Annotated in this window: 15 protein-coding genes; 9 read left to right on the forward strand and 6 right to left on the reverse strand. The window is 60.6% G+C overall.

The window, feature by feature from the left end:
* Positions 1 to 66: 66 nt before the first annotated feature.
* The 3 genes from tyrS (at position 67) to DW943_RS01615 (ending at position 4,453) form a co-directional block, all read left to right on the forward strand.
* The gene (gene tyrS / locus DW943_RS01605) at positions 67 to 1,278 is read left to right on the forward strand and encodes a tyrosine--tRNA ligase (RefSeq protein WP_117743540.1); all 1,212 of its coding nucleotides are present in this window, start codon (positions 67 to 69) and stop codon (positions 1,276 to 1,278) included.
* 353 nt (positions 1,279 to 1,631) lie between these two features.
* Positions 1,632 to 3,452, forward strand: a complete 1,821-nt coding sequence (locus DW943_RS01610) for an adenine deaminase (RefSeq protein ID WP_117861992.1) — start codon at positions 1,632 to 1,634, stop codon at positions 3,450 to 3,452.
* Between the two features lie 206 nt (positions 3,453 to 3,658).
* Complete coding sequence (locus tag DW943_RS01615) at positions 3,659 to 4,453, forward strand: Cof-type HAD-IIB family hydrolase (RefSeq protein ID WP_006235286.1); 795 nt, start codon at positions 3,659 to 3,661, stop codon at positions 4,451 to 4,453.
* A gap of 118 nt (positions 4,454 to 4,571) precedes the next feature.
* On the opposite strand, the gene DW943_RS01620 is transcribed toward DW943_RS01615, so the two are convergent.
* From DW943_RS01620 to DW943_RS01645, 6 genes are all read right to left on the reverse strand, one after another.
* Entirely contained in the window at positions 4,572 to 5,414 is an 843-nt protein-coding gene (locus tag DW943_RS01620; protein WP_117861993.1) for a Cof-type HAD-IIB family hydrolase, read from the reverse strand.
* An 87-nt stretch (positions 5,415 to 5,501) separates the two neighbouring features.
* Positions 5,502 to 6,920: a citrate synthase gene (locus DW943_RS01625; protein ID WP_117757069.1), complete on the reverse strand. Its 1,419-nt coding sequence runs from the start codon at positions 6,918 to 6,920 to the stop codon at positions 5,502 to 5,504.
* A 78-nt stretch (positions 6,921 to 6,998) separates the two neighbouring features.
* Positions 6,999 to 7,286, reverse strand: coding sequence for an ACT domain-containing protein (locus tag DW943_RS01630; protein WP_006235289.1), 288 nt, complete (start codon positions 7,284 to 7,286; stop codon positions 6,999 to 7,001).
* Between the two features lie 397 nt (positions 7,287 to 7,683).
* Complete coding sequence (locus DW943_RS01635) at positions 7,684 to 8,391, reverse strand: site-specific integrase (protein ID WP_255360342.1); 708 nt, start codon at positions 8,389 to 8,391, stop codon at positions 7,684 to 7,686.
* Between the two features lie 18 nt (positions 8,392 to 8,409).
* Positions 8,410 to 8,661 (reverse strand): helix-turn-helix transcriptional regulator, encoded by a 252-nt coding sequence (locus DW943_RS01640; protein WP_006235292.1) that lies wholly within the window; start codon positions 8,659 to 8,661, stop codon positions 8,410 to 8,412.
* Between the two features lie 9 nt (positions 8,662 to 8,670).
* Positions 8,671 to 9,183, reverse strand: coding sequence for a DUF2975 domain-containing protein (locus DW943_RS01645; protein WP_006235293.1), 513 nt, complete (start codon positions 9,181 to 9,183; stop codon positions 8,671 to 8,673).
* Positions 9,184 to 9,735: 552 nt separating this feature from the next.
* Between DW943_RS01645 and DW943_RS01655 the strand changes: the two genes are divergently transcribed.
* From DW943_RS01655 to prfB, 6 genes are all read left to right on the forward strand, one after another.
* A complete protein-coding gene (locus DW943_RS01655) occupies positions 9,736 to 11,958 on the forward strand; it encodes a hypothetical protein (RefSeq protein ID WP_117734371.1) in 2,223 nt (740 codons plus the stop codon).
* Between the two features lie 5 nt (positions 11,959 to 11,963).
* Positions 11,964 to 12,704: an ATP-binding cassette domain-containing protein gene (locus DW943_RS01660; RefSeq protein WP_117769450.1), complete on the forward strand. Its 741-nt coding sequence runs from the start codon at positions 11,964 to 11,966 to the stop codon at positions 12,702 to 12,704.
* Between the two features lie 279 nt (positions 12,705 to 12,983).
* Positions 12,984 to 14,666 carry an ABC transporter ATP-binding protein gene (locus DW943_RS01665; protein ID WP_158566051.1) on the forward strand — a complete coding sequence of 561 codons (1,683 nt, stop codon included), beginning with the start codon at positions 12,984 to 12,986 and terminating at the stop codon, positions 14,664 to 14,666.
* Between the two features lie 186 nt (positions 14,667 to 14,852).
* Complete coding sequence (gene rpmE / locus DW943_RS01670; protein ID WP_006235303.1) at positions 14,853 to 15,278, forward strand: 50S ribosomal protein L31; 426 nt, start codon at positions 14,853 to 14,855, stop codon at positions 15,276 to 15,278.
* A 306-nt stretch (positions 15,279 to 15,584) separates the two neighbouring features.
* The gene (gene secA, locus DW943_RS01675) at positions 15,585 to 18,392 is read left to right on the forward strand and encodes a preprotein translocase subunit SecA (protein WP_117861996.1); all 2,808 of its coding nucleotides are present in this window, start codon (positions 15,585 to 15,587) and stop codon (positions 18,390 to 18,392) included.
* Positions 18,392 to 19,540 carry a peptide chain release factor 2 gene (gene prfB / locus DW943_RS01680; RefSeq protein WP_117861997.1) on the forward strand — a complete coding sequence of 383 codons (1,149 nt, stop codon included), beginning with the start codon at positions 18,392 to 18,394 and terminating at the stop codon, positions 19,538 to 19,540. Before secA ends, prfB begins: the two co-directional genes overlap by 1 nt.
* Positions 19,541 to 19,579 lie beyond the last annotated feature (39 nt).

Raw genomic sequence — 19,579 nt, forward strand, 5'->3', positions numbered from 1 at the left:
GAGAGTTTATGGACTTCCAGCACCGCCGTATCCGGTGAGGGTGCTATAGCAAAAGGAGGATACCCAATGCTGTCTGTTGACGAGCAAATGCGTATCATCACCTCGGGCGCTGCGAAGATCGTCCCCGAGGCCGACCTTCGTAAGAAGCTTGAGAAGGGCGAGCCCCTCAACATCAAGCTCGGCGTCGACCCCACCAGCCCCGACCTGCACCTGGGCCATGCCGTGCCGCTGCGCAAGATGCGCCAGTTCCAGGACCTGGGCCACAACGTCACCCTTATCATCGGCAACGGCACCGCGCTGATCGGCGACCCCTCGGGCAAGAACTCCACCCGCCCGCAGCTTTCGCAGGAGCAGATCGAGGCCAATGCCGAGACCTACGTGAGCCAGGCCATGAAGATCCTGGACCCCGAGAAGACCACCATCGTGCACAACGGTGACTGGATTCTGTCGATGGATCTGGCCGGTCTGCTGCAGGTGTGCTCCAAGTTCACCGTTGCCCGCATCCTTGAGCGCGACGACTTTACCAAGCGCTACCAGTCTCAGACGCCGATCGCCCTGCATGAGTTCCTGTATCCCGTGATGCAGGCCTTCGACTCTGTGCAGATCAAGGCCGACGTGGAGATGGGTGGCACCGATCAGCTCTTCAACCTGCTCGCCGGCCGCGAGCTCATGGAGAAGATGGGCATGGAGCCCCAGATCGCGCTCACCATGCCGCTGCTCGAGGGCACCGATGGCGTTCGTAAGATGTCCAAGTCCTATGGCAACTACATCGGCCTGACCGACGCCCCCAAGGATATGTTCGGCAAGACCATGTCCATCCCCGACGAGATGATCGGCAAGTACTATCGTCTGGCCAGCTCGCTCACCCCGGCCGAGGTCGACAAGATCGACGCCGCTTTGGCCGATGGCTCTGCCGACCCCTATGAGCTCAAGCGTGCCCTGGGCCGCGACCTGTGCGACACCTACCACGGCGCCGGTGCCGGCGACGAGGCTCAGGCCGAGTTCGACCGCGTGTTCAAGGAAGGCCAGCTCGCCGACTTCCCCGAGAAGCATGTCGAGCTGACCGTCAACGACGAGGGTCAGATCTACCTCGCCGGCCTGCTCAAGGATCTGGGACTTTCGGCCAGCGCCGGCCAGGCCCGTCGCGATATCGACGGCGGCGGCGTCAAGATTAATGGCGAGGCCGTGGCTCCCAAGAGCTACAACATCGACCCCAGCGCGCTCAAGCTGGGCGACACCCTCTCCGTGGGCAAGCGCAAGGGCTTCAAGCTGGTTTAGTTACGCGGTTTTACCAAACCGCGTAACCGGTTGACGCTGCAAACCCGCCAGAGCGGCAATCTGTCTTTCAACTTCGGCGGCATGACCAGAAGGTCAATGCCGCCTCGTTTCAAGGCACCTTGCTCGCTCTGGCGGGTTTTCGCTGTCGTTGCCAGAACATCGGGGTACTCATTGGGGACAGACATAAATGAGTAGTCGTAGGGGGACACTCCTTCTCATTGCGCGGGGTGGCGTGTGCCGTTAAGCGGAAGGGGTGTTAGCGGGACTTTCTTTTGGGCATACAATTGCTATTGGCTTGCTGCGGTGAAGGCTTGTCCGCTCCGCAGCTTTTTTCTACGGTTAAAGGAGTATGTATGTCCGTTGAGGTCATGAGGTCTGTGATCGAGGCCGCCGAGGGCCGCGTGCCCGTCGACACGCTGTTTACCAATGCGCAGATCGTCGACGTGTATGGCCAGCGTGTGGCGCCCGGTAGCGTTGCCGTCAAGGACGGTGTGATCGTCGGCGTGCTCTACGATGGTCGCGACGATGCCGCTGGCACCTACGAGGCAACTGAGGTCGTCGACTGCCAGGGTCGCTATCTCGCTCCCGGTTTTATTGACGGGCATCTGCACATTGAGTCCTCGAACATCCGTCCCGCCGAGTATGCTCGCATGGCCGCGACGCGCGGTACTACCACCGCCATTGCCGACAGCCACGAGATTGCCAATGTTGCCGGTCTCGACGGCCTGCGCTTTATGATCGAGGATGGTCGTCGTGCGCCCATCTCCATCAAGTACATGATGCCTTCGTGCGTGCCCGCACTGCCCGACGAGCAAGCGGGCGCTGTGATTACCGCCGCTGACATGCAGGCGTTTTTTGCCGAGCATCCGGGCGATGTCTTTGGTCTGGGCGAAATGATGAACCTGCCGGGCGTCTTTATGGCCGACCCCGAGACCTGTGCCCGCATCGATGCTGCCAACCAGACGCCGTCCAAGCAGGTTGACGGCCACGCGCCGCTCGTTGCCGGTATGGACCTCAACGCCTATGCCGCAGCGGGCATTATCGCCGACCACGAGTCGACGATTCCCGAGGAGGCGCTCGATAAACTGTCTCGTGGCATGTTCGTGATGCTGCGCGAGGGCACGTGCAGCCATGACCTGGCCAATTTGTCTCCGATGCTGCTGGAGAACCCTGCCCGCGCCCGCCGCTGCTGCTTTGCGACCGACGACCGCGCTCCCTCCGATGCTCTTTCGACCGGCATGATCGACAATGCCTGCCGCGTGGCCATCGAGGCCGGCATCGACCCGGTGGTCGCCATCTCCATGGCGTCCCTTTCCACGGCTGAGGCATTTGGCCTGGACCACGGCTGTCGCGACCCGCATGAGCTCCGTGGCGCGATCGCCCCGGGCAAACGCGCCGACCTGCTGTTGCTCGATGACCTGACGTTTGCCAAGGCTCCGCATCGCGTATATGCCGCCGGTGCTCTGGTGGCGCAGGACGGCACCTTTGTGGGCGAGATCGCACCCGAGATGGCCGAGGTTGCGGCCCTTGCCGATGAGCTGCGCGCCTCCGTTAAGCTGCCGAAGCTTTCGCTCGACGTGTTTGACTATGCCTTTAAGCCGGGCGAGGCCGTGATTGACGTGGTGCCGGGTAAGGCCATCACGGGCATGGCTCGCCCCGAGAGCGCCGAGGGCCTGCGCCGCATTATGCTGATCGAGCGCTACGGCCGCGGCGTGTCACTGCAGGCCGAGGGCGCCGACGGTGATGGTCCTGCGGGCCTGGGTCTCGTTGGCAAGCACATTGGTCGCGGCTGGGTGCGCGGCTTTACCATCACGGGCGGTGCCATCGCCTCGACGATTGGCCACGATTCGCACAACGTGTGCGTGGTGGGCGACAACGCGGCCGACATGATGGCTGCCGTCGAGGCTGTTGGCCAGGGCGGCCACGTGCTGGTACGCGATGGTGAGGTCGTAGCGCGCATCCCGCTGGCGCTCGGTGGCCTGATGAGCGAGGGCACGGCCGAGGATGTCGCCGCGCAGCACGACGACTTTATGGTCAAGGCGCGCGCCATGGGCATCGAGCCGCCGCTCGACCCCATCATGGGCATCATCTTCCTGCCCCTGCCGGTGATCCCGACGCTCCGCATCCGCCCCGAGGGCATGTTCGACGTCACCACCTTTACCTACGCCGACTAGTCATCGGGGACGTTCTTAAACGACTAGTCGTCGGGGACACTCTTCCGTGTGTCGCCTGCCGCCGCGGTCGTGGGCTCTCTGGCACGCGTGAGCTATTTGCCAGGTCTATGTAACGTTTACGCCCGCGGAGTCTTATTTGAGCTCCCTTTGGGTACGTTGGAATCGGATACACGTTCGATTCCAACAAGCCCGAAGGGAGCTTTTCTATGTTTAAACTGATTGCATCCGATATGGACGGCACACTGCTTGACGAAAACGGCCAGGTGCCTCCCGAGACCTACGAACTGATTCTGGCGCTACACGAGCATGGCGTGCATTTCGCCGCATCGTCAGGTCGTCGCTACGATCGCCTGTGCGAGTTCTTTGCGCCCGTTCGCGACAAGATGGACTTTGTCGCCGCTAACGGCGCCCAAGTCTACGCCGACGGTAAGATGGTAGACCGTGAGGTGTATTCCCACCTGGCGATTCGAAGGCTCGCCCAAGCCGTCAGGACGTTTCCCAATCTGCATCTTGCGCTCTTTGACCGAACCAAGTCCTTCCTGCTCGATGACGAGTGCAAGTTCGTGCGTGAGGTCGATAAGGACCTTCCCAATGCCGAGCGTATTTGGGAGCTGCCCGATCCCAGCGTAAATATCATCAAAGCGAGTATCTTTTGCGACGACAGTGCGGTTATGGACAGTGCGTACGTGCTACAGCGCGAACTTGGTCAGCTCTTTACTTTTGCGCCTTCGGGCAACGCGTGGATCGATGCCATGCAGCCCGGTGTGTCGAAGGCTTCGGGTATCGCGCAGCTCGCGGAGCATTACGGCATTGGTCGCGACGAGGTCATGGCGTTTGGCGACTCGATGAACGACTACGAGATCATTCGCTTTGTCGGCACGGGCTGCGCGATGGAAAACGCGCGCCCCGCGCTTAAGGCGGTGGCCGATCGCGTGGTGGGTTGTAACCGCGACCACGCCGTCCAGCAGGAGCTCCGTCGCGTGCTGGAGAGTCTCTCCTAATCCGGCAGATGGGGACGTTCCTTTTCTGCCGACAGTGGGGGACAGTCCTTGCAGCTTTTTGCGAAGAGTGTCCCCAGTGACTAGTCGTTTAAGAACGTCCCCAATGACTGACCAATGACTAGGCGAGGGCGGCCATGATGGTGCGGGCGACGCCGTCGTGGTCGTTGTCGTATTCGGTGATGGCGTCGGCGGCCTCGCGATCTTCGGGCTCGGCGTTGATCATGGCCATGCCGTGGCCCGCTGCCTGCAGCATGGGGATGTCGTTGATGTTGTCGCCGAACGCCCAGGCGTCGGCGAGACGCTCGCCCAGGTGCTCGCATAGCCACGTGAGGGCCGTTCCCTTGGTGGCGCCCTCACCCATGACCTCGATATTCATGGCGTAAGAACGCGTGACCTCAATGCCTCCGAGCGTGTCGAGCTCCGCCGCGATGGCGTCGCGATCGGCCGGGTCGTGCCAGTACATGGCGATGCGTTCGAGCGTCTCGACCCCGTCGATCTTACTGTCGATATTCATGTCGATCGGCGTTCGTGTGCGCTTGAGCGAAGCCGCGATGTGGGGGTCGCCGCCACAGAACTCATCCAGACGCCCGTATAGCGAGCGGGGGAGGAAGCACTGCCCATCCGCGAAGATATCGAAGGTCACATCGTGGCCGGCGGCAATGCGATGGATGCGGTGGGCAATGCCACGGTCGAGCGGACGGCTCAAGATGCACGTGGCGCGCGAGGCGTCGGTGGGCGTATCCTCGTCGAGCTGCCAGACGCTGGCGCCGTTGGCACAGACCGCGTAATGCACGGCGGGATGGGCGAGAATGGGCTCAAAGATGCCCGACAGTGGACGTCCCGTGCAGGGAACAAACTCGATGCCACGACGTGCGAGCTCGTCGAGCATCGCCCAGGTGGCATCGCTCATTTGCTTATCGCTCGTCAGCAGCGTTCCGTCCATATCGGAAAACACAATCATTTGATGCAGCCCTTTCTACTGGCATAAAAAGCGTGGCCGAGGGCGGTGATGCCCTGGCCACGCTCGAGTTCTATAACGGTCCGCGTCCTAGCGGTCGGCGAGCGGCTTGTACTCCAGCGGCTCGATCACCGGACGATAGGCGGGGCGGATGATACGGTGCGCGCAGAAGAGCTCTTCCATACGGTGTGCCGACCAGCCGGCCATGCGGGCGACGGCGAATAGCGGCGTAAAGAGCGTTTCGGGCACGCCGAGCATCTTGTAGATAAAGCCCGTGTACAGGTCGATGTTGGCGCAGATGGGCTTGGTCATGCCGTGGTCGCGCATGACCTGGGGTGCCAGGCGCTCGATGCGCTCGATGAGCGCGAACTCATCGCCCAGGTTCTTCTTGGCGGCAAGTGTGCGCGCGTAACGACGGCAGACCTCGGCGCGCGGGTCGCTGAGCGTATAGACGGCGTGGCCCATGCCGTAGATGAGGCCCGTGCCGTCGAAGGCCTGCTTGTCGAGGATCTTGCCCAGGTAGGCCGCGACCTCGTCCTCGTCCTCCCAGTTGGAGACATGCGCGCGGATGTCCTCGTGCATAGACACGACCTTGGCATTGGCACCACCGTGGCGCGGGCCCTTGAGCGAGCCGATAGCCGCGGCGTAGGCGGAATACGGGTCGGTGGCCGAAGACGACAGCACGCGGCAAGCGAAGGTGGAGTTGTTGCCGCCGCCGTGCTCGGCATGCAGCATGAGCATAACGTCGAGCAGCATCGCCTCATCGCGGGTGAACGCCATGCCGCCGCGCAGGACCTGTAGGATGGTCTCGGCGGTGGAGAGACCGGGCGTGGGGTGCGGCACGTGAACCTCGGAGCCGCGAAGCTTGGCGACCGAGGCCATGTGTGCGAAGGCGGCGATGCGCGGGAGACGTGCGAGCATGGAAATGGCGACGTCGATTTCGTGCTCGGGCGTGATCACGTCTGGTTCGGCATCGAAGGCGTAGAGCAGCAGTACGGCGCGCTGGAGCACGTTCATGATGCTCGACGATACCGTGGTCATAGGGAACTCTTTAACGTACTCGTCGCTCAGATGTCTAAAGGCGCCCAGGCGCTCGCAAAAGCCGTCGAGCTCTTCCTTGTTGGGCAGCGAACCCGTGATAAGCAGATAGGCGACTTCCTCGTAGCCGTAGCGATTCTCGGCCTGGGCATTGTTGACCAGATCCTCGATGCTGTAGCCGCGAAGCGTGAGCTTGCCCTGATCGGGCACGACCTTTCCGTCGACCTTGTTGTAGCCGTGCACATCCGAGATACGAGTGAGGCCCGCGACCACGCCCGAGCCGTCGGCATTGCGCAGGCCGCGCTTGACATTGTGCTCTTCGAACAAGCCCTCGTCATAAGGGTCGGTCGGCAGGCCGTGGTAGAGGCTTTCGCTCTCAGACGAAATCTGGCGGCTTGCTTCGTAATCCAGAACCAGTCGGCTCAAGTGGTCATCGAAGCGGTAATAGATTTTCTTGGCGTCGTAGGCCATGTGCGCTCCTCTCCGGGCCGTGTGGGGGCGGCGTGCTTGAGTGCAGATGCGCCGGCCTGTTCCTGCACGGCCTGTTCGCTACAGGCGGTACATAAAGTTAAAGACGTCCTCGCGCTGGATGGACACGTTGACGCCCGAAAGCTCGCCGGCCTCGGCCAGGGCCTTCTGCAGCTCAGCGAAGTCGAGCTTGGACTCGGCGGTATCGGCCAGCATGGTCATGGTGAAGATGTCCTCGATAATGGACTGCGTGATGTCGCGGATGTCGACGTTGGCCTCGCCCAGGACACGGGTGACGCCGGCGACGATGCCGGGGCGGTTCTTGCCAAGGACGGTGATGACGATACGGGAGGACGAGATCTCGGCCATGGGAAACCCTTTCGCGTGGTTGCGGCGCGCGCGGGGCGCTCCGCTACGGTACAGTGTTCATCATTGTACCTGTCTGGCGCCAAAAGAGGTGCGCTTACAGCGGCGTTACACGTCTGCAACATGAGCGTAAGGGGGAAGGCCGTACGGGGAAGAGCCGTCTGGCGCGTGTCCGGCTCGTGTTGGGTTGATTTCCGATCTCAGCCGAACACATTGAGCGGACAGGCCGTTCCCGCAGTCAGCCGAACGCCTCCGACGGCTGATTCCGAACTGGAAGCGGAGGGCATCCCCGCCCTTCGGTAGGGGATACCGCTCCGCGGCGCATGCCGCGGGCGGCGCCCCTATCGGACCACCGTGACCTCAGTTGGGATGGGCCCAGCACTGCCGCGTACTCGGTGAGCTAGAGCCAACTGTTCGTCTTCACGTCGCGTATGGCGATATTTCGGTCGTCCGGCTCGGTGATGCCGTAGCCGAACGCCTGGAGCGTCTCGATGGACTCCTGGATCCTCTGTTGGAACATGGGACCCGGATCGACCCTCGGCCCGAGGTGCCCGCGCCAAAGGCACGGCGTGGCGCGCAGCATGTTATGGATTTTGGAGATGGGCTCGATGTCGGCGTAGACGTTGAGCGTCGCCATGGCGTCCTTGTGGCCGAGGATCGATTGGAGCGCCTTGATATCGCCGCCTTGGCGGATCCACTGCGTTGCGAACGTGTGGCGAAGGCCGTGGAACGTGATCAGCTCGTCGTTGGTGCCCATGAGGCCGTTGGTCTCCGAGAACGTCTTGAACGCCCTGCGGATATAGCTTGTCGTCGCGAAGGTCGCGCCCGGCTCCGACAGGATGTAGCAGTCCCCGATCTCGACCGCCCCGGTAAGGCCGCGCAAGCGCAGCTTTCCGCAGTCGATCTCGTGGGTCTCCTTCAGGAAGGGGAGTAGGCCGACCGGGTCGATGGGGATACCCCTGGCGTCATGGGTCTTGGTGTCCTTGATGAACGAACCCATTCCCTTCGCGTACGCCACCGAGTGTCTGATCGAGATCAGGCCCGTCTCGAAATCCACATCGCACCACCGAAGGCCGCAGACCTCGCCGATTCGCATTCCCGTGTGCAGGGCGAGTACGACCGCCCTCTAATCCTCGGCGGACCAATCGAGTCCGAACTCCTTTCGGGCATCCTCTTCGCTCATGACTTCGAGAAGGTCTCCGGGTTGGCAACGAAGGGCGAGGCATAGCTGCTCGAGTGTGTTGAAGCGAATGCCGCGAATATGCCCTTTTTTAATACGGGACAGGTTCACGGGCGTGGTTCCAATCCTTTCGGCAAGTTCGTTCGAGGAAATCTTTCGCTCGGCCATGATCTTGTCGAGGCGAACAATTACGGGCATGGCGTTTCCTTACGCAATCTCGTCGGAGTCGAGGTACAGCTCTCGGGCGTACAAGAAGAGCTGGGAAAGCATGAACAGGACGATGCCGAGAACCAGAGAGGTCCAATCGAATGATGAAGCGATCTCTTGGGCGCCGACGGCCCCCTCGCCGCCAAACATCGAAACGGAGGTTTTGAGTGAGCCGGCGTAGAGGCTGGTGGCAGCTTGAACAACGAAGAGAATGCCGAGCACCTTCAAGCATGTCGCAGACCCTTTCTTGAAGGGGTCTCCGCTCTTGATCGTCCACACGAGAACGGCGCTGAGGATGGTCGTAGCGATACCGATGACGGCAGGGACCAATGTCGAGATCGCAAGGGCTGGATACGCGGGGGAGTCTGCAATTACAGGGTTGTCGAGCACTTCGATTGCTGGCTTTAAGGAGAACGCCACTTGTGCGATGGCGGTGGCGCAAAGGGTCGCAGAGGCTATCGCACATGCGATGCGGAAGGAATGAAGCCGGGGAGTGCGATTGTCGGAACTCATAATAACCTCCGAAGAATTTAAAAAACTCAGGTTACTTTTTAACAGTTTATGTTAAATTGACTTTGCCGGCAAGTAATCACAGCATGCTGCAACCGAAACCCCTCTAGATTGGAGAGGATTATGTTCGGTACTGTTAAGTCGTGTAAGCTCTTGGTTTTCCTCGGCCTCGCTCTTTGTCTGTTGCTGCCGGGAGCCCCCGCTTTTGCGGATACCCCGATGCCTCCTTCCCAGGAGAGCAGCCAGTGTGCCCTCGTTGAGCCCCTCGGGTATACGGACGACGTCGTCGATACCTACTGGAGCTACAGCTGTCCTCGCGGCGTAAGCGGGCACAGCATCTCGATGTTCAACATCTCTTACAAGACGATCTCCTACCGAAATGGCTATCGCCGATCCGCGCATCATAGGGAATCCCGCCTCGCTGCAATGTGCTCCTGTGGTGTTCTTGGCACAACTGATAAATGGCAATTTGTCTATAGCACCTACTAGATGCGAGGAAGGGCCGAGCATTTTGTTCGGCCCCTCTGTTCCGACTGGATGAGGTTAAGGTTGGCGATGAATATGCTCAAAATCTCGAAGGCGATCTTTAGGTCGCTTCTCTCCTCCAGGTCGCTCTGTGTTGTCGTTGTTGCGTTGATGGTTCTTTGTGCTCTGCCCGTCTTCAGGAGCGCGGCTGGCATCGACGGACGGGTCGAATACCTCGAGTCGGGAATAACCCGTGTTGAGCAGGAATTGTCAGCATCCTATGCGGATGCGCTTGTGAATGCGGGGGAGGACGGTGTCTATACCTCTTCATCAAGCATGCCCGCGCTTCTGTACCCTCTTGCCGCGGGACGTCTTATCTTGGCACCGCTCTCTCCCCTACTTCCGTTTCTGCAGATATCGGATGGAGAGTACACCTATTATGACGGATCGAAGGAGTACTTGCTATGGGTCGCAACGGCCGTTGCCGTCTCGTTCCTTGCCGCGCGTCTTAACAAACGTGAAAAGCTCATCATCCAGGCACCGATGGGCGAGCTGGGTAGACTTGTTGCATCGAGCGTATGGGCGAGTGTTTTTGCAATGCTTGCCGTCCTCGCCATCAATCTTCCAGGGATAATCGCCGCGCTTGTGAAGAATGGCCCGGGCTCGCCGTTCTATCCGATAGGCTACATTCAATATGCGACTCCGGTTATCAAACCGGCTTGGCTGGTGTTCGCGCAGACGGCCATCTTGCAATTCTTGGTGGCAGCGTTCATCTCGCTTGTCGTTCACCTTGCCGTGAAGATTGCCAATAACCCTACGCTTGGAATCGTGTTCGTATGTGCCCTGATGGGGGTGACGATGGTTCCCGGGTATTACGGAAGATCCATCGCTTTACGTGAGTTCGCCCTGTTGAATCCCCTTACGTATGCGAACACTGAGTTGACCGTCGGCGCCTATAGCCCGTACCCGACAACGCAGATAGTGAATCTGCCTGGACTTTGCTTCGAGCGTGGCGCGATTGCCCTCGTATGCGCAATCGGGATCGAGGTGCTGGCAATTAGCCTGCTTTGCGTTGCTGGAAAGAGCGGCTGCGCGTGCCCGATATCCCCGATTTGTCTTGAGAGAGGTTCCTTCACTGCATCGAGAACGGCAACTCGTTCGAGCGCTTGTGCCTCCGCCGTTGCATACGTAAGAACGATGGGGAAACTGCTCCTGCGTTCTCCTACCCTCGCCGTATGCGCGATTGCAATGTCGACGACGATGCTGGCCCCGGCTCTGGTCGAGATGTTTCCTGACGCTGATAACGTTTCCGCTGTTCGGTATAGGGATGGGGAGCTCCGTTCAATAGATCGGTATCTAGAGCAGAACGCTGCGAATATGGACGTCGAGGGCAAAGCGGCCCTGGAAGACATGCGGGATGCTCTTTCGGGTTTCGTGTACGCGCCTATGCCTGCGGAGGGGTTTCGAAGCCTTGCGACGTACGAGCGCGCTCGAGGTGAGCTGGGCGCGGCAGATGCGACTCTCCTGCAATCGATCGGAATCGAGCCGGAGACTCCTTCTCGTGCGGAGGCGCGCGCCCTTCTGCTTGAGTCGATCGCGAGCTTGCCGGACCCCAAGGTTTACGAGTTAAGTACGAAGATGCCCCCATTAATCCTCCTTTCGTATCTCCAGGCAGCGCTTCCCTCCTTATTTTTGCTGTTGCCCGTGGTTGTCACATCGCTCGCGTGCACCCACCTGCAGTGTCGTTCCCTTCTGGTTCTCCAGATCCCCGCAACAGCGCATGTGCGTTTTCTGACGGCTGTTGCGCTGGCTCTCCTGCTTGGCTTGGTGCTGCTTTTGGTGTCGATGGTTCCCGCTGTCGTTGTGTCCGTGATTAAGAACGGTGCGGGTGGATCGGAGTATCCCGTCGCTCTCATTCGGGCGGGAGCTTCGACAACGTCCATGGTGGGGGAGGCGGTGTTGTGCAGTATTCCGTTGCTGGTCATGGCATACGGCGTGATTTCCGTCGTCGCTGCGTTGACAGCAGCGATTAGCCGCAACCCCGTTGTCACCGGAATGGTTTGCGCGGTTCTCTTGGTGTTGGGTTCGTTGAGCGCTCATGTTGAAAGCGTGGGCATGGGCGTCGCGCTGCTGGCTCCATTCGCCTCGTTTGATCCCGCTTCCCAGGTGGGGACGATTGGGTTCCTTGGGCGAGGGACGAACGCGATGCCTTTTGGAGAGGTCGTCGGCGCATCGGGCGCTCTGCTGGTGGTCTTGGGCGCCGTATCTCCGTTGATGGTGCGCCTGAGTGTTCCAAAGATCGAAAGGGGATGATCTCGATGATTGACCTTCAAACGCTGACGATCTCTTATGGAAAGAAGGTGCTCGTAGATTCGGTGAACGCTGAGTTTGCCCCGGGTACGGTCTACGGTCTCGTCGCTCCGAACGGGCATGGAAAGACGACGTTGCTGCGTGCGATGGCAGGTTTGCCGGGTCCTCGCGTGGACGGGAGCATCGTTCTGGATGAGGTGCAGGGTACGGGTGCGAGAGAGGTCCGTTCTATGATCTTCTATGCACCTGGTGAGGGGACGCTGCTGTATCCCGGATTGCGTGCGGAAGATCACCTCAAGATGGTTTGCGATATGTGGCCGCATGCTCGCGATATCGAAGAGATAGTGGAACAAACGCAGATAGGCGAGTTCGCGAAGATGAGGATCCGCACTCTGAGCCAGGGCATGAAGCAGCAGCTTACCCTGGCGATTGCGTATGCGACGGGCGCGCGGTACCTTCTATTAGATGAGCCCATGAACGCGCTCGACCCCAGCAGGGTGGACTTGCATTCCGAGATTCTCAGGAAGCTGGCCGATTCTGGTACGTGCATCATCATGTCATCCCACATCTTGGATTCGGTCGATAGGCTGTGCGATGAGATTCTGTTTTTGAAGGATGGGAGGCTCATTAGAAGCATTCCGCAAGATGATGCTGCGCCGAAGTCTCCTGGATCCCATTTCGCAAAGCCTGCCGGACGCGCCGAGGGTGCGCTAAGCACGTATCGGCGACTCTACGAAAAGGGCGGGTAGAAATGCAAGTTAAAAATCTATGTGGCCAATGTGATACCGTTGAACCCGCATATCGATACCGCTCAGCCATTCGCCTCGCCCCCGTCGCACGTATCTTCATCCGGTCTGTTACTTTTAATCTAACAATTCTTTGAGGAACGTAGGTGCTTCTAAATGTACTGTCGACTTCTTCTCAAACTAATCCTAAGAGACAAGGCCGTATGGATTTGTACGCTCGTTCTCGCTGCAGCCTTTTCCGTCCCCATTGCGTTCAATTCACCCATCTACGGGCCCTTCTTTATGAAACAGGGCATGCAGAGCTTTGTCGACGCATTCAATACGCGCGCGCCCCAGGCCAGCGGCACAGACCTATCTCCAGAGCAGCAAAATGACGCGGAGCTTGCAAGATACGCGAACGCCGCCCTTGCCGCTCAAACCGACGCCGCCTTTCTCGATTCTGCCGAGAGCTACTACGCGCTCATGGGCGAAGGCTTCCAATCCGGGTCCATCGTGGGAGACCGAGAGACCAATGACGCAGCGCTCGCATATTGCCGTGCCCTGAGCAGCTCCGGCATCACGGATATCCCGGCCTCCGCAAACGACCTGCCATTCCTTTCCTTCCTGCCTTACGCCATTGCCACGGCGCCGTCTTTCCTTCCCTTCATCCCCTTCCTTCTCTCGTCGATACTCCTGCTCGGGGCCACAAGGCCTGCGACCCTGGCGGCGAAGGCGCCCGCGCCCAAATTCCGGCGCCTTATCCAGATCGTGTTTTCGATAATCGCCGCGGGGACCGCGATGCTCCTCGCCGGCCTCGCACCCGGGGGCATTTACGCCTTGGCCCTAAACGGCTTCGGGCAAATTGGGTACCCGATCGCCTTCTTCCATGACGGCGCGCTTACCACCACGACCGCGGGAAACGTCTTCACAGCCCTGCTTCTCGCGCTGCTTGCGGGCGGAACCTTGATATCCGTTTGCTCCGCCGTCCTATCGACCGCAACGAGGCGCGTCTTCGCAGGCCCCCTCACCTCCGCGCTGCTTGTCGCGGCCCCGGCATTCCCGTTACTGTCCGATTCGGCGCTGGAGCATAACGCCGCGCTCAATCTCCTGCCGCTGGCCGTATTCTCGCCTATCGAGGCAACGGGTTACGTAGGATGCTTCCCGACAGAATTCATTGGCTCCGGTTCAGGCAGCGCATCGATGCTTGCCGTGGCCCTGGCATACGTCGCGGTCCTTTTTGCGGTCGGCGCCGTTGCGACACGTTCGCCCAAACAGCCTGGACCCGCGAAAAAGCACCATGGGCTCGAGCTTCTGGACGCGAGCGTGGGATACGGAAGCACGACGATACTTTCAATCGGGTCGCTTTTCCTGAGCCCGGGAACGGCGGCGGGCCTCGTTGCTCCCAACGGCTCGGGGAAAACCACCCTTCTTGAAGCGCTGTCGGGCCAATTTCCCACCCGCATCCGCTCGGGAAGCCTGGCGGCAGACGGAATCTGCCAACGTCGATCAGCCGAATTTGCAGAACTCGTCTACCTGAGCTCTTCGGGCGGCGCGGATCTCTATCCCACGCTATCAGCCCTCGAGCACCTTGCTTTCGTTAGGGAGGCGTGGAAATCGGCCGCCGACATCGACTCGCTCTGCGACTCCCTCGGAATCTCCCCATATCTCGACAAGCCGACCCGTAAACTCTCGACAGGAATGAAGCAGCAGGTAAAGCTTGCCATGGCGATAGCGACCGATTGCCCGTACCTCATCCTCGATGAACCGCTGAACGGCCTCGATCCGGGAAAGCGGAAAACCTCCTGCGACGCGATGCGCAGCGAGGTGGCGCGGGGACGAAGCGTGCTCATTTCAAGCCATCTGCTCGACGACCTGGCAGACCTCACCAACTCGTTCTACTTCATCGAGGCCGGCACGCTCGTGGAAAAGATCAAGTCGTCCTCGCAGACGCTCAAGCAGGAATACCTCGATACATACGAGAGATGAATGTGGGGGAGTGTTCGGATGAAGTTGATATTTAAGGTCCAGCTCGTGTCGTTCCGAAAAGACCGTGAACCTTTTGTGGGACACGCGGCGCCGTGGTACCATAGCCGAGTTTGTTGTCTTGGTCGGAAACCAAGACGCCTTATGCGCTGATCGGTAACCAGCGCCTGACCAATAAGGAGTCCTACCATGAAGCAGGGTATCCATCCCCAGTATGTCGAGTGCACGGTGACGTGCTCCTGCGGCAACACCTTCAAGACGCACGCTACCGTGTCCGAGATGAAGGTTGAGCTTTGCAACGAGTGCCACCCGTTCTACACCGGCCAGCAGAAGTTCGTCGACACCGGTGGACGCGTCCAGCGCTTCGCCGACAAGTTCGGTGGCGCCGCTGCCGCCCAGCTCAAGAAGGCTGAGGAGGCCAAGGCTGCCAAGGCCGCCAAGGCTGCTGAGGCCGAGGCCGCTCGCAAGGCCGCCGCTGAGGCTAAGGCTGCCGAGAAGGCTAAGCGTGCTGCTAAGTTCGCCGAGGAGGCTGCCAAGCAGGCCGCCGAGGCTCCCGCAGAGGCTCCCGTCGAGGAGGCCGCTGCCGAGGCCGAGACCACCGAGGCTGCTGAGTAAATAGCTCGCCGCGGAATCGCTCGCATTCATGGCATAAGGGCCGTGCATCCATTTGGTGCGCGGCCCTTTTCTTTTTATTGGTGCAAGCTAACCTGTCCCCGTGGCACCAAATGGCAGATAGACGGCGTTTGCTCAGATAAAACTTGCCAAAATAAACCTGTCCCATTGTGGCAGGTTGGTCATAGTTATTACGTGGCGGTCGAGGTCGACCGTATAGGCCGTGCCTTGTTTGGCTAAAGTACAATCATCTGTGTTTAACTCGCCCGCAGCTGCACGGCGTGGGCGATGGCCAAAAAGGAAAACCACATGGGATTCATGTCAAAGCTGCTGTCCTTTGGATCCGATAAGGACCTTAAGCGCTACTACAAGATCGTCGACCAGATCAACGGTCTTGAGCCCCAGTTTGAGAAGATGACCGAGGAGGAACTCCGCGGCCAGACCGATAAGTTCCGCGAGCGTTACGCCAACGGCGAGTCGCTCGACGACATGCTCCCCGAGGCTTTTGCCACCGTGCGCGAGGCTTCCAAGCGCATCACGGGCATGCGTCACTTTGACGTACAGCTCATCGGCGCCATGGCGCTGCACGAGGGGCATATCGCCGAGATGAAGACCGGCGAAGGCAAGACGCTCGTCTCCACGCTGGCCGGCTACCTCAACGCTATTGCCGGCAAGGGCGTGCACGTCGTTACTGTCAATGATTACCTTGCCAAGCGCGACTCCGAGTGGATGGGCCGCATCTACAAGTACCTGGGGATGACCGTCGGTCTGCTCCAGAACAACATGCCGCTCGAGCTCAAGCGTCCGGCCTACCAGGCAGACGTCACCTACGGCACCAACTCCGAGTTCGGTTTCGACTACCTGCGCGACAACATGGTCACCCGCCCCGAGCAGCGCGTACAGCGCGGCCACAACTACGCCATCGTCGACGAGGTCGACTCCATCCTGATCGACGAGGCACGTACCCCTCTCATCATCTCGGGCGCCGGCACCAAGTCCGCCAGCACCTACAAGGACTTCGCGCGTGCCGTGCGCGGCCTTGAGCGCGGCGAGGATGTCTCGCACGACATGCTCACCGCCACCGAGGACGTCGAGCCCACGGGCGACTACGTCATGGACGAGGCCAAGCACACCATCGCCGCCACCGAGCGCGGCCTTAAGAAGATTGAGCGCCGCCTGGGTATCGATGACATCTATGCCGATCTCTCCGGTCAGCTGGTCAACCACCTGCAGCAGGCGCTGAAGGCCCAGTACATGTTCCACCGCGACAAGCAGTACGTGGTCACCAACGGCGAGGTCAAGATCGTCGACGAGTTCACCGGCCGCATCATGGAAGGCCGCCGCTACTCCGAGGGCCTGCATCAGGCCATCGAGGCCAAAGAGGGCGTGCTCGTGCGCGAGGAGAACCAGACGCTGGCCACCATCACCTTGCAGAACTACTTCCGTCTGTATGACAAGCTCTCCGGCATGACCGGTACGGCACTCACCGAGGATGCCGAGTTCCGCGAGATCTACAAGCTACCCGTCGAGGTCATCCCCTCCAACAAGCCCGTGCAGCGTGTTGACCACGAGGACCTGGTGTACCGCACCATCCAGGCCAAATACAACGCCGTTGCCGACGACGTCGAGCGACGTCACGCCAAGGGCCAGCCAGTCCTGGTGGGCACCGTCTCCATCGAAAGCTCCGAGAAACTGTCGGCCGCCCTTACCAAGCGCGGCATCGCGCACGAGGTCCTCAACGCTAAGCATCACGAGCGCGAGGCTCATATCGTTGCCCAGGCCGGACGCTACGGCGCCGTGACCATCGCTACTAACATGGCCGGTCGTGGTACCGACATCCTGCTGGGCGGCAACCCCGACGAGCTGGTGCGCGAGCGCCTTGAGTACGAGGGCCTGACCATGGAGGACGTGACACCCGAGCAGCTCGAGCAGTTTAACGCCGAGGCCAAGGAGACCTGCAAGGCCGAGCGCGAGCGCGTGCTTGCCGCCGGCGGCCTGACCGTCATCGGCACCGAGCGCCATGAGTCCCGTCGTATCGACAACCAGCTACGCGGCCGCTCCGGTCGTCAGGGCGATCCGGGCGAGACTCAGTTCTACCTGTCGCTCGAGGACGACCTCATGCGCCTGTTCGGCGGCGACAAGATGGACCGTGTCTCCAAGATGATGGTCACCGCCGACATGGGCGACGACATGCCCATCCAACACAAGATCATCTCCAAGGCCGTCGAGAGCGCCCAGCACAAGGTCGAGAGCATCAACTTCTCCATGCGCAAGAGCGTCCTCGAGTACGATGACGTCATGAACAAGCAGCGCCAGGTCATCTACGCCGAGCGCAACAAGATTCTGGACGGCAAGGATCTGACCGACCACATCACCGAGGTCATGCACGACACCGTGTACCGCTGCGTGCAGGAGTTCTGCACCAAGGACAGCCACGATGGCGAGCGCGATCTCGAGGGCCTGCGCAAGTGGGTCGTGGAGCTCACCGGGCATATCGATACGCCCAAGTTCCCCGACGAGGACTTTGAGGCCCTGGCTGCCGATGTCCTGGCCTACGTCGAGAAGTGCTACAACATGAAGGCCGAGCGCTTGGGTGAGGACCTCATGCGCGAGCTCAACACCCAGGTCATGCTGCGCGTCATCGATACCCGCTGGATGAACTACCTGCAGGAGATGGACTACCTCAAGACTGGTATCGGACTGCGCGGCTTTGGTCAGCGCGACCCGCTGGTCGAGTACAAGACCGAGGCTTATGGTGCCTTCCAGATGCTCGTCGACACCATGTATGAGGATTACCTGCGCACCGTCCTGCGCATCGAGATCAAGGCCGCCCCGCACGCCGTGGAGCACAAGGAGGACCCCGCGCTCGAGGGCGCGCGCTTCTCCGGCCCCGCCGATGTCGATGGCGATAACGGCAACTCGGTGCTGCGCAAGCAGGCACAGGTGCAGGCCCGTACGGCCGTCCAGGGAGGCCCGGCTGCCGTCAACAACGGTGGCAAGGTGACCACCTACCGCAAGGACGAGAGCGACGATCCGTACGTCAACGTTGGCCGCAATGACCTTTGCCCCTGCGGCAGCGGCAAGAAGTTCAAGTACTGCCACGGCAGGAATCGTTAATGGCCGAGGCTTTAGAGATAACGCCCGCCGAGCTGGACGCGTTTGCGGACCGGCTCGGCGAGGTCGAGTCGTATCTTCATTTGGACGAGAAGCGCACGCGCGTGACCGAGCTCGAGGCCAAAAGCGTGGCCCCCGGCTTTTGGGATGACGCCAGCGCCGCTCGCGCCACCATGGAGGAGATCGCTCGCGCCAAAGAAGATATCGCTGCCGTGGATACCGCGCGCGGCGAGCTATCTGACGCCCGCGCGGCGCTGGAGCTTGCCGAGGAGATGGGCGACGACCCCGATGCCGCCGCATTGCGCGAGGAGGCTGCCGCTACGGCAGAACGCCTGGCCCGCGCTATCGACGAGCTCGAGCTTTCGAGTTGGTTTACCGGTGAGTTCGATCACGGCGATGCGATTGTGACCATCAAGCCCGGACAGGGCGGCCTGGAGGCGCAGGACTGGACCTTCATGCTCTTCAAGATGTACATGAAGTACTGCCAGCGTCGCGGCTGGAAGGTCACCATTAACGACTGCCCCGCAGCCGAGGTCATCGGCATCGACCGTGCGACCTTTACCGTCGAGGGTAAGGACGCGTTTGGCATGCTGCGCGCCGAGGCCGGCGTCCACCGTCTGGTGCGCATTAGCCCCACCGACGACAAGAAGCGCCGCCAGACCACGTTTGCCGGCGTTGAGGTCATCCCCGTGCTGCCTGACGATATCGACATCGAGATCAGTCCCGACGATATCCGCGTGGACGTGTATCACGCGAGCGGCCCGGGCGGACAGGGCGTCAACACCACCGACTCCGCCGTACGCGTGACGCATTTTCCCAGCGGCATCGTTGTCACTTGCCAAAACGAGCGCAGCCAGATTCAAAACAAGGCCGCGTGCATGCAGATTCTCAAGGCCCGTCTGTACGAGATCGAGCTCGAGAAGCGCACCGAGGCGCTCGACGAGATTCGTGGACCCAAGACCACGATCGGTTTTGGTAACCAGATTCGCAGCTACGTGCTCTACCCGTATCAGATGGTCAAGGACCTGCGCTCGGGTGTGGAGACTAGCAATGTCGAGGCCGTTCTTGACGATGGCGATCTGGATCCGTTTGTAATTGGCTATCACCGTTGGGCTACCGGCAACGCCGGTGCGGAAGGCTCGGACGCCTAGGCACATGGTTGGCTCCGGGTCGATGCAAACACTTCGCAG

Source organism: Collinsella sp. AM44-11 (assembly GCF_003467145.1).
In the GTDB taxonomy this organism is placed as follows: domain Bacteria; phylum Actinomycetota; class Coriobacteriia; order Coriobacteriales; family Coriobacteriaceae; genus Collinsella.

Coding starts and splice junctions, on each gene's coding strand:
- DW943_RS01655 (WP_117734371.1), top strand. CDS start 9,736: ATGAATATGCTCAAAATCTCGAAGGCGATCTTTAGGTCGCTTCTCTCC.
- DW943_RS01645 (WP_006235293.1), bottom strand. CDS start 9,183: ATGAGTTCCGACAATCGCACTCCCCGGCTTCATTCCTTCCGCATCGCA.
- DW943_RS01610 (WP_117861992.1), top strand. CDS start 1,632: ATGTCCGTTGAGGTCATGAGGTCTGTGATCGAGGCCGCCGAGGGCCGC.
- tyrS (WP_117743540.1), top strand. CDS start 67: ATGCTGTCTGTTGACGAGCAAATGCGTATCATCACCTCGGGCGCTGCG.
- DW943_RS01660 (WP_117769450.1), top strand. CDS start 11,964: ATGATTGACCTTCAAACGCTGACGATCTCTTATGGAAAGAAGGTGCTC.
- rpmE (WP_006235303.1), top strand. CDS start 14,853: ATGAAGCAGGGTATCCATCCCCAGTATGTCGAGTGCACGGTGACGTGC.
- DW943_RS01640 (WP_006235292.1), bottom strand. CDS start 8,661: ATGCCCGTAATTGTTCGCCTCGACAAGATCATGGCCGAGCGAAAGATT.
- DW943_RS01630 (WP_006235289.1), bottom strand. CDS start 7,286: ATGGCCGAGATCTCGTCCTCCCGTATCGTCATCACCGTCCTTGGCAAG.
- DW943_RS01625 (WP_117757069.1), bottom strand. CDS start 6,920: ATGGCCTACGACGCCAAGAAAATCTATTACCGCTTCGATGACCACTTG.
- prfB (WP_117861997.1), top strand. CDS start 18,392: ATGGCCGAGGCTTTAGAGATAACGCCCGCCGAGCTGGACGCGTTTGCG.
- DW943_RS01620 (WP_117861993.1), bottom strand. CDS start 5,414: ATGATTGTGTTTTCCGATATGGACGGAACGCTGCTGACGAGCGATAAG.
- secA (WP_117861996.1), top strand. CDS start 15,585: ATGGGATTCATGTCAAAGCTGCTGTCCTTTGGATCCGATAAGGACCTT.
- DW943_RS01665 (WP_158566051.1), top strand. CDS start 12,984: ATGAAACAGGGCATGCAGAGCTTTGTCGACGCATTCAATACGCGCGCG.
- DW943_RS01615 (WP_006235286.1), top strand. CDS start 3,659: ATGTTTAAACTGATTGCATCCGATATGGACGGCACACTGCTTGACGAA.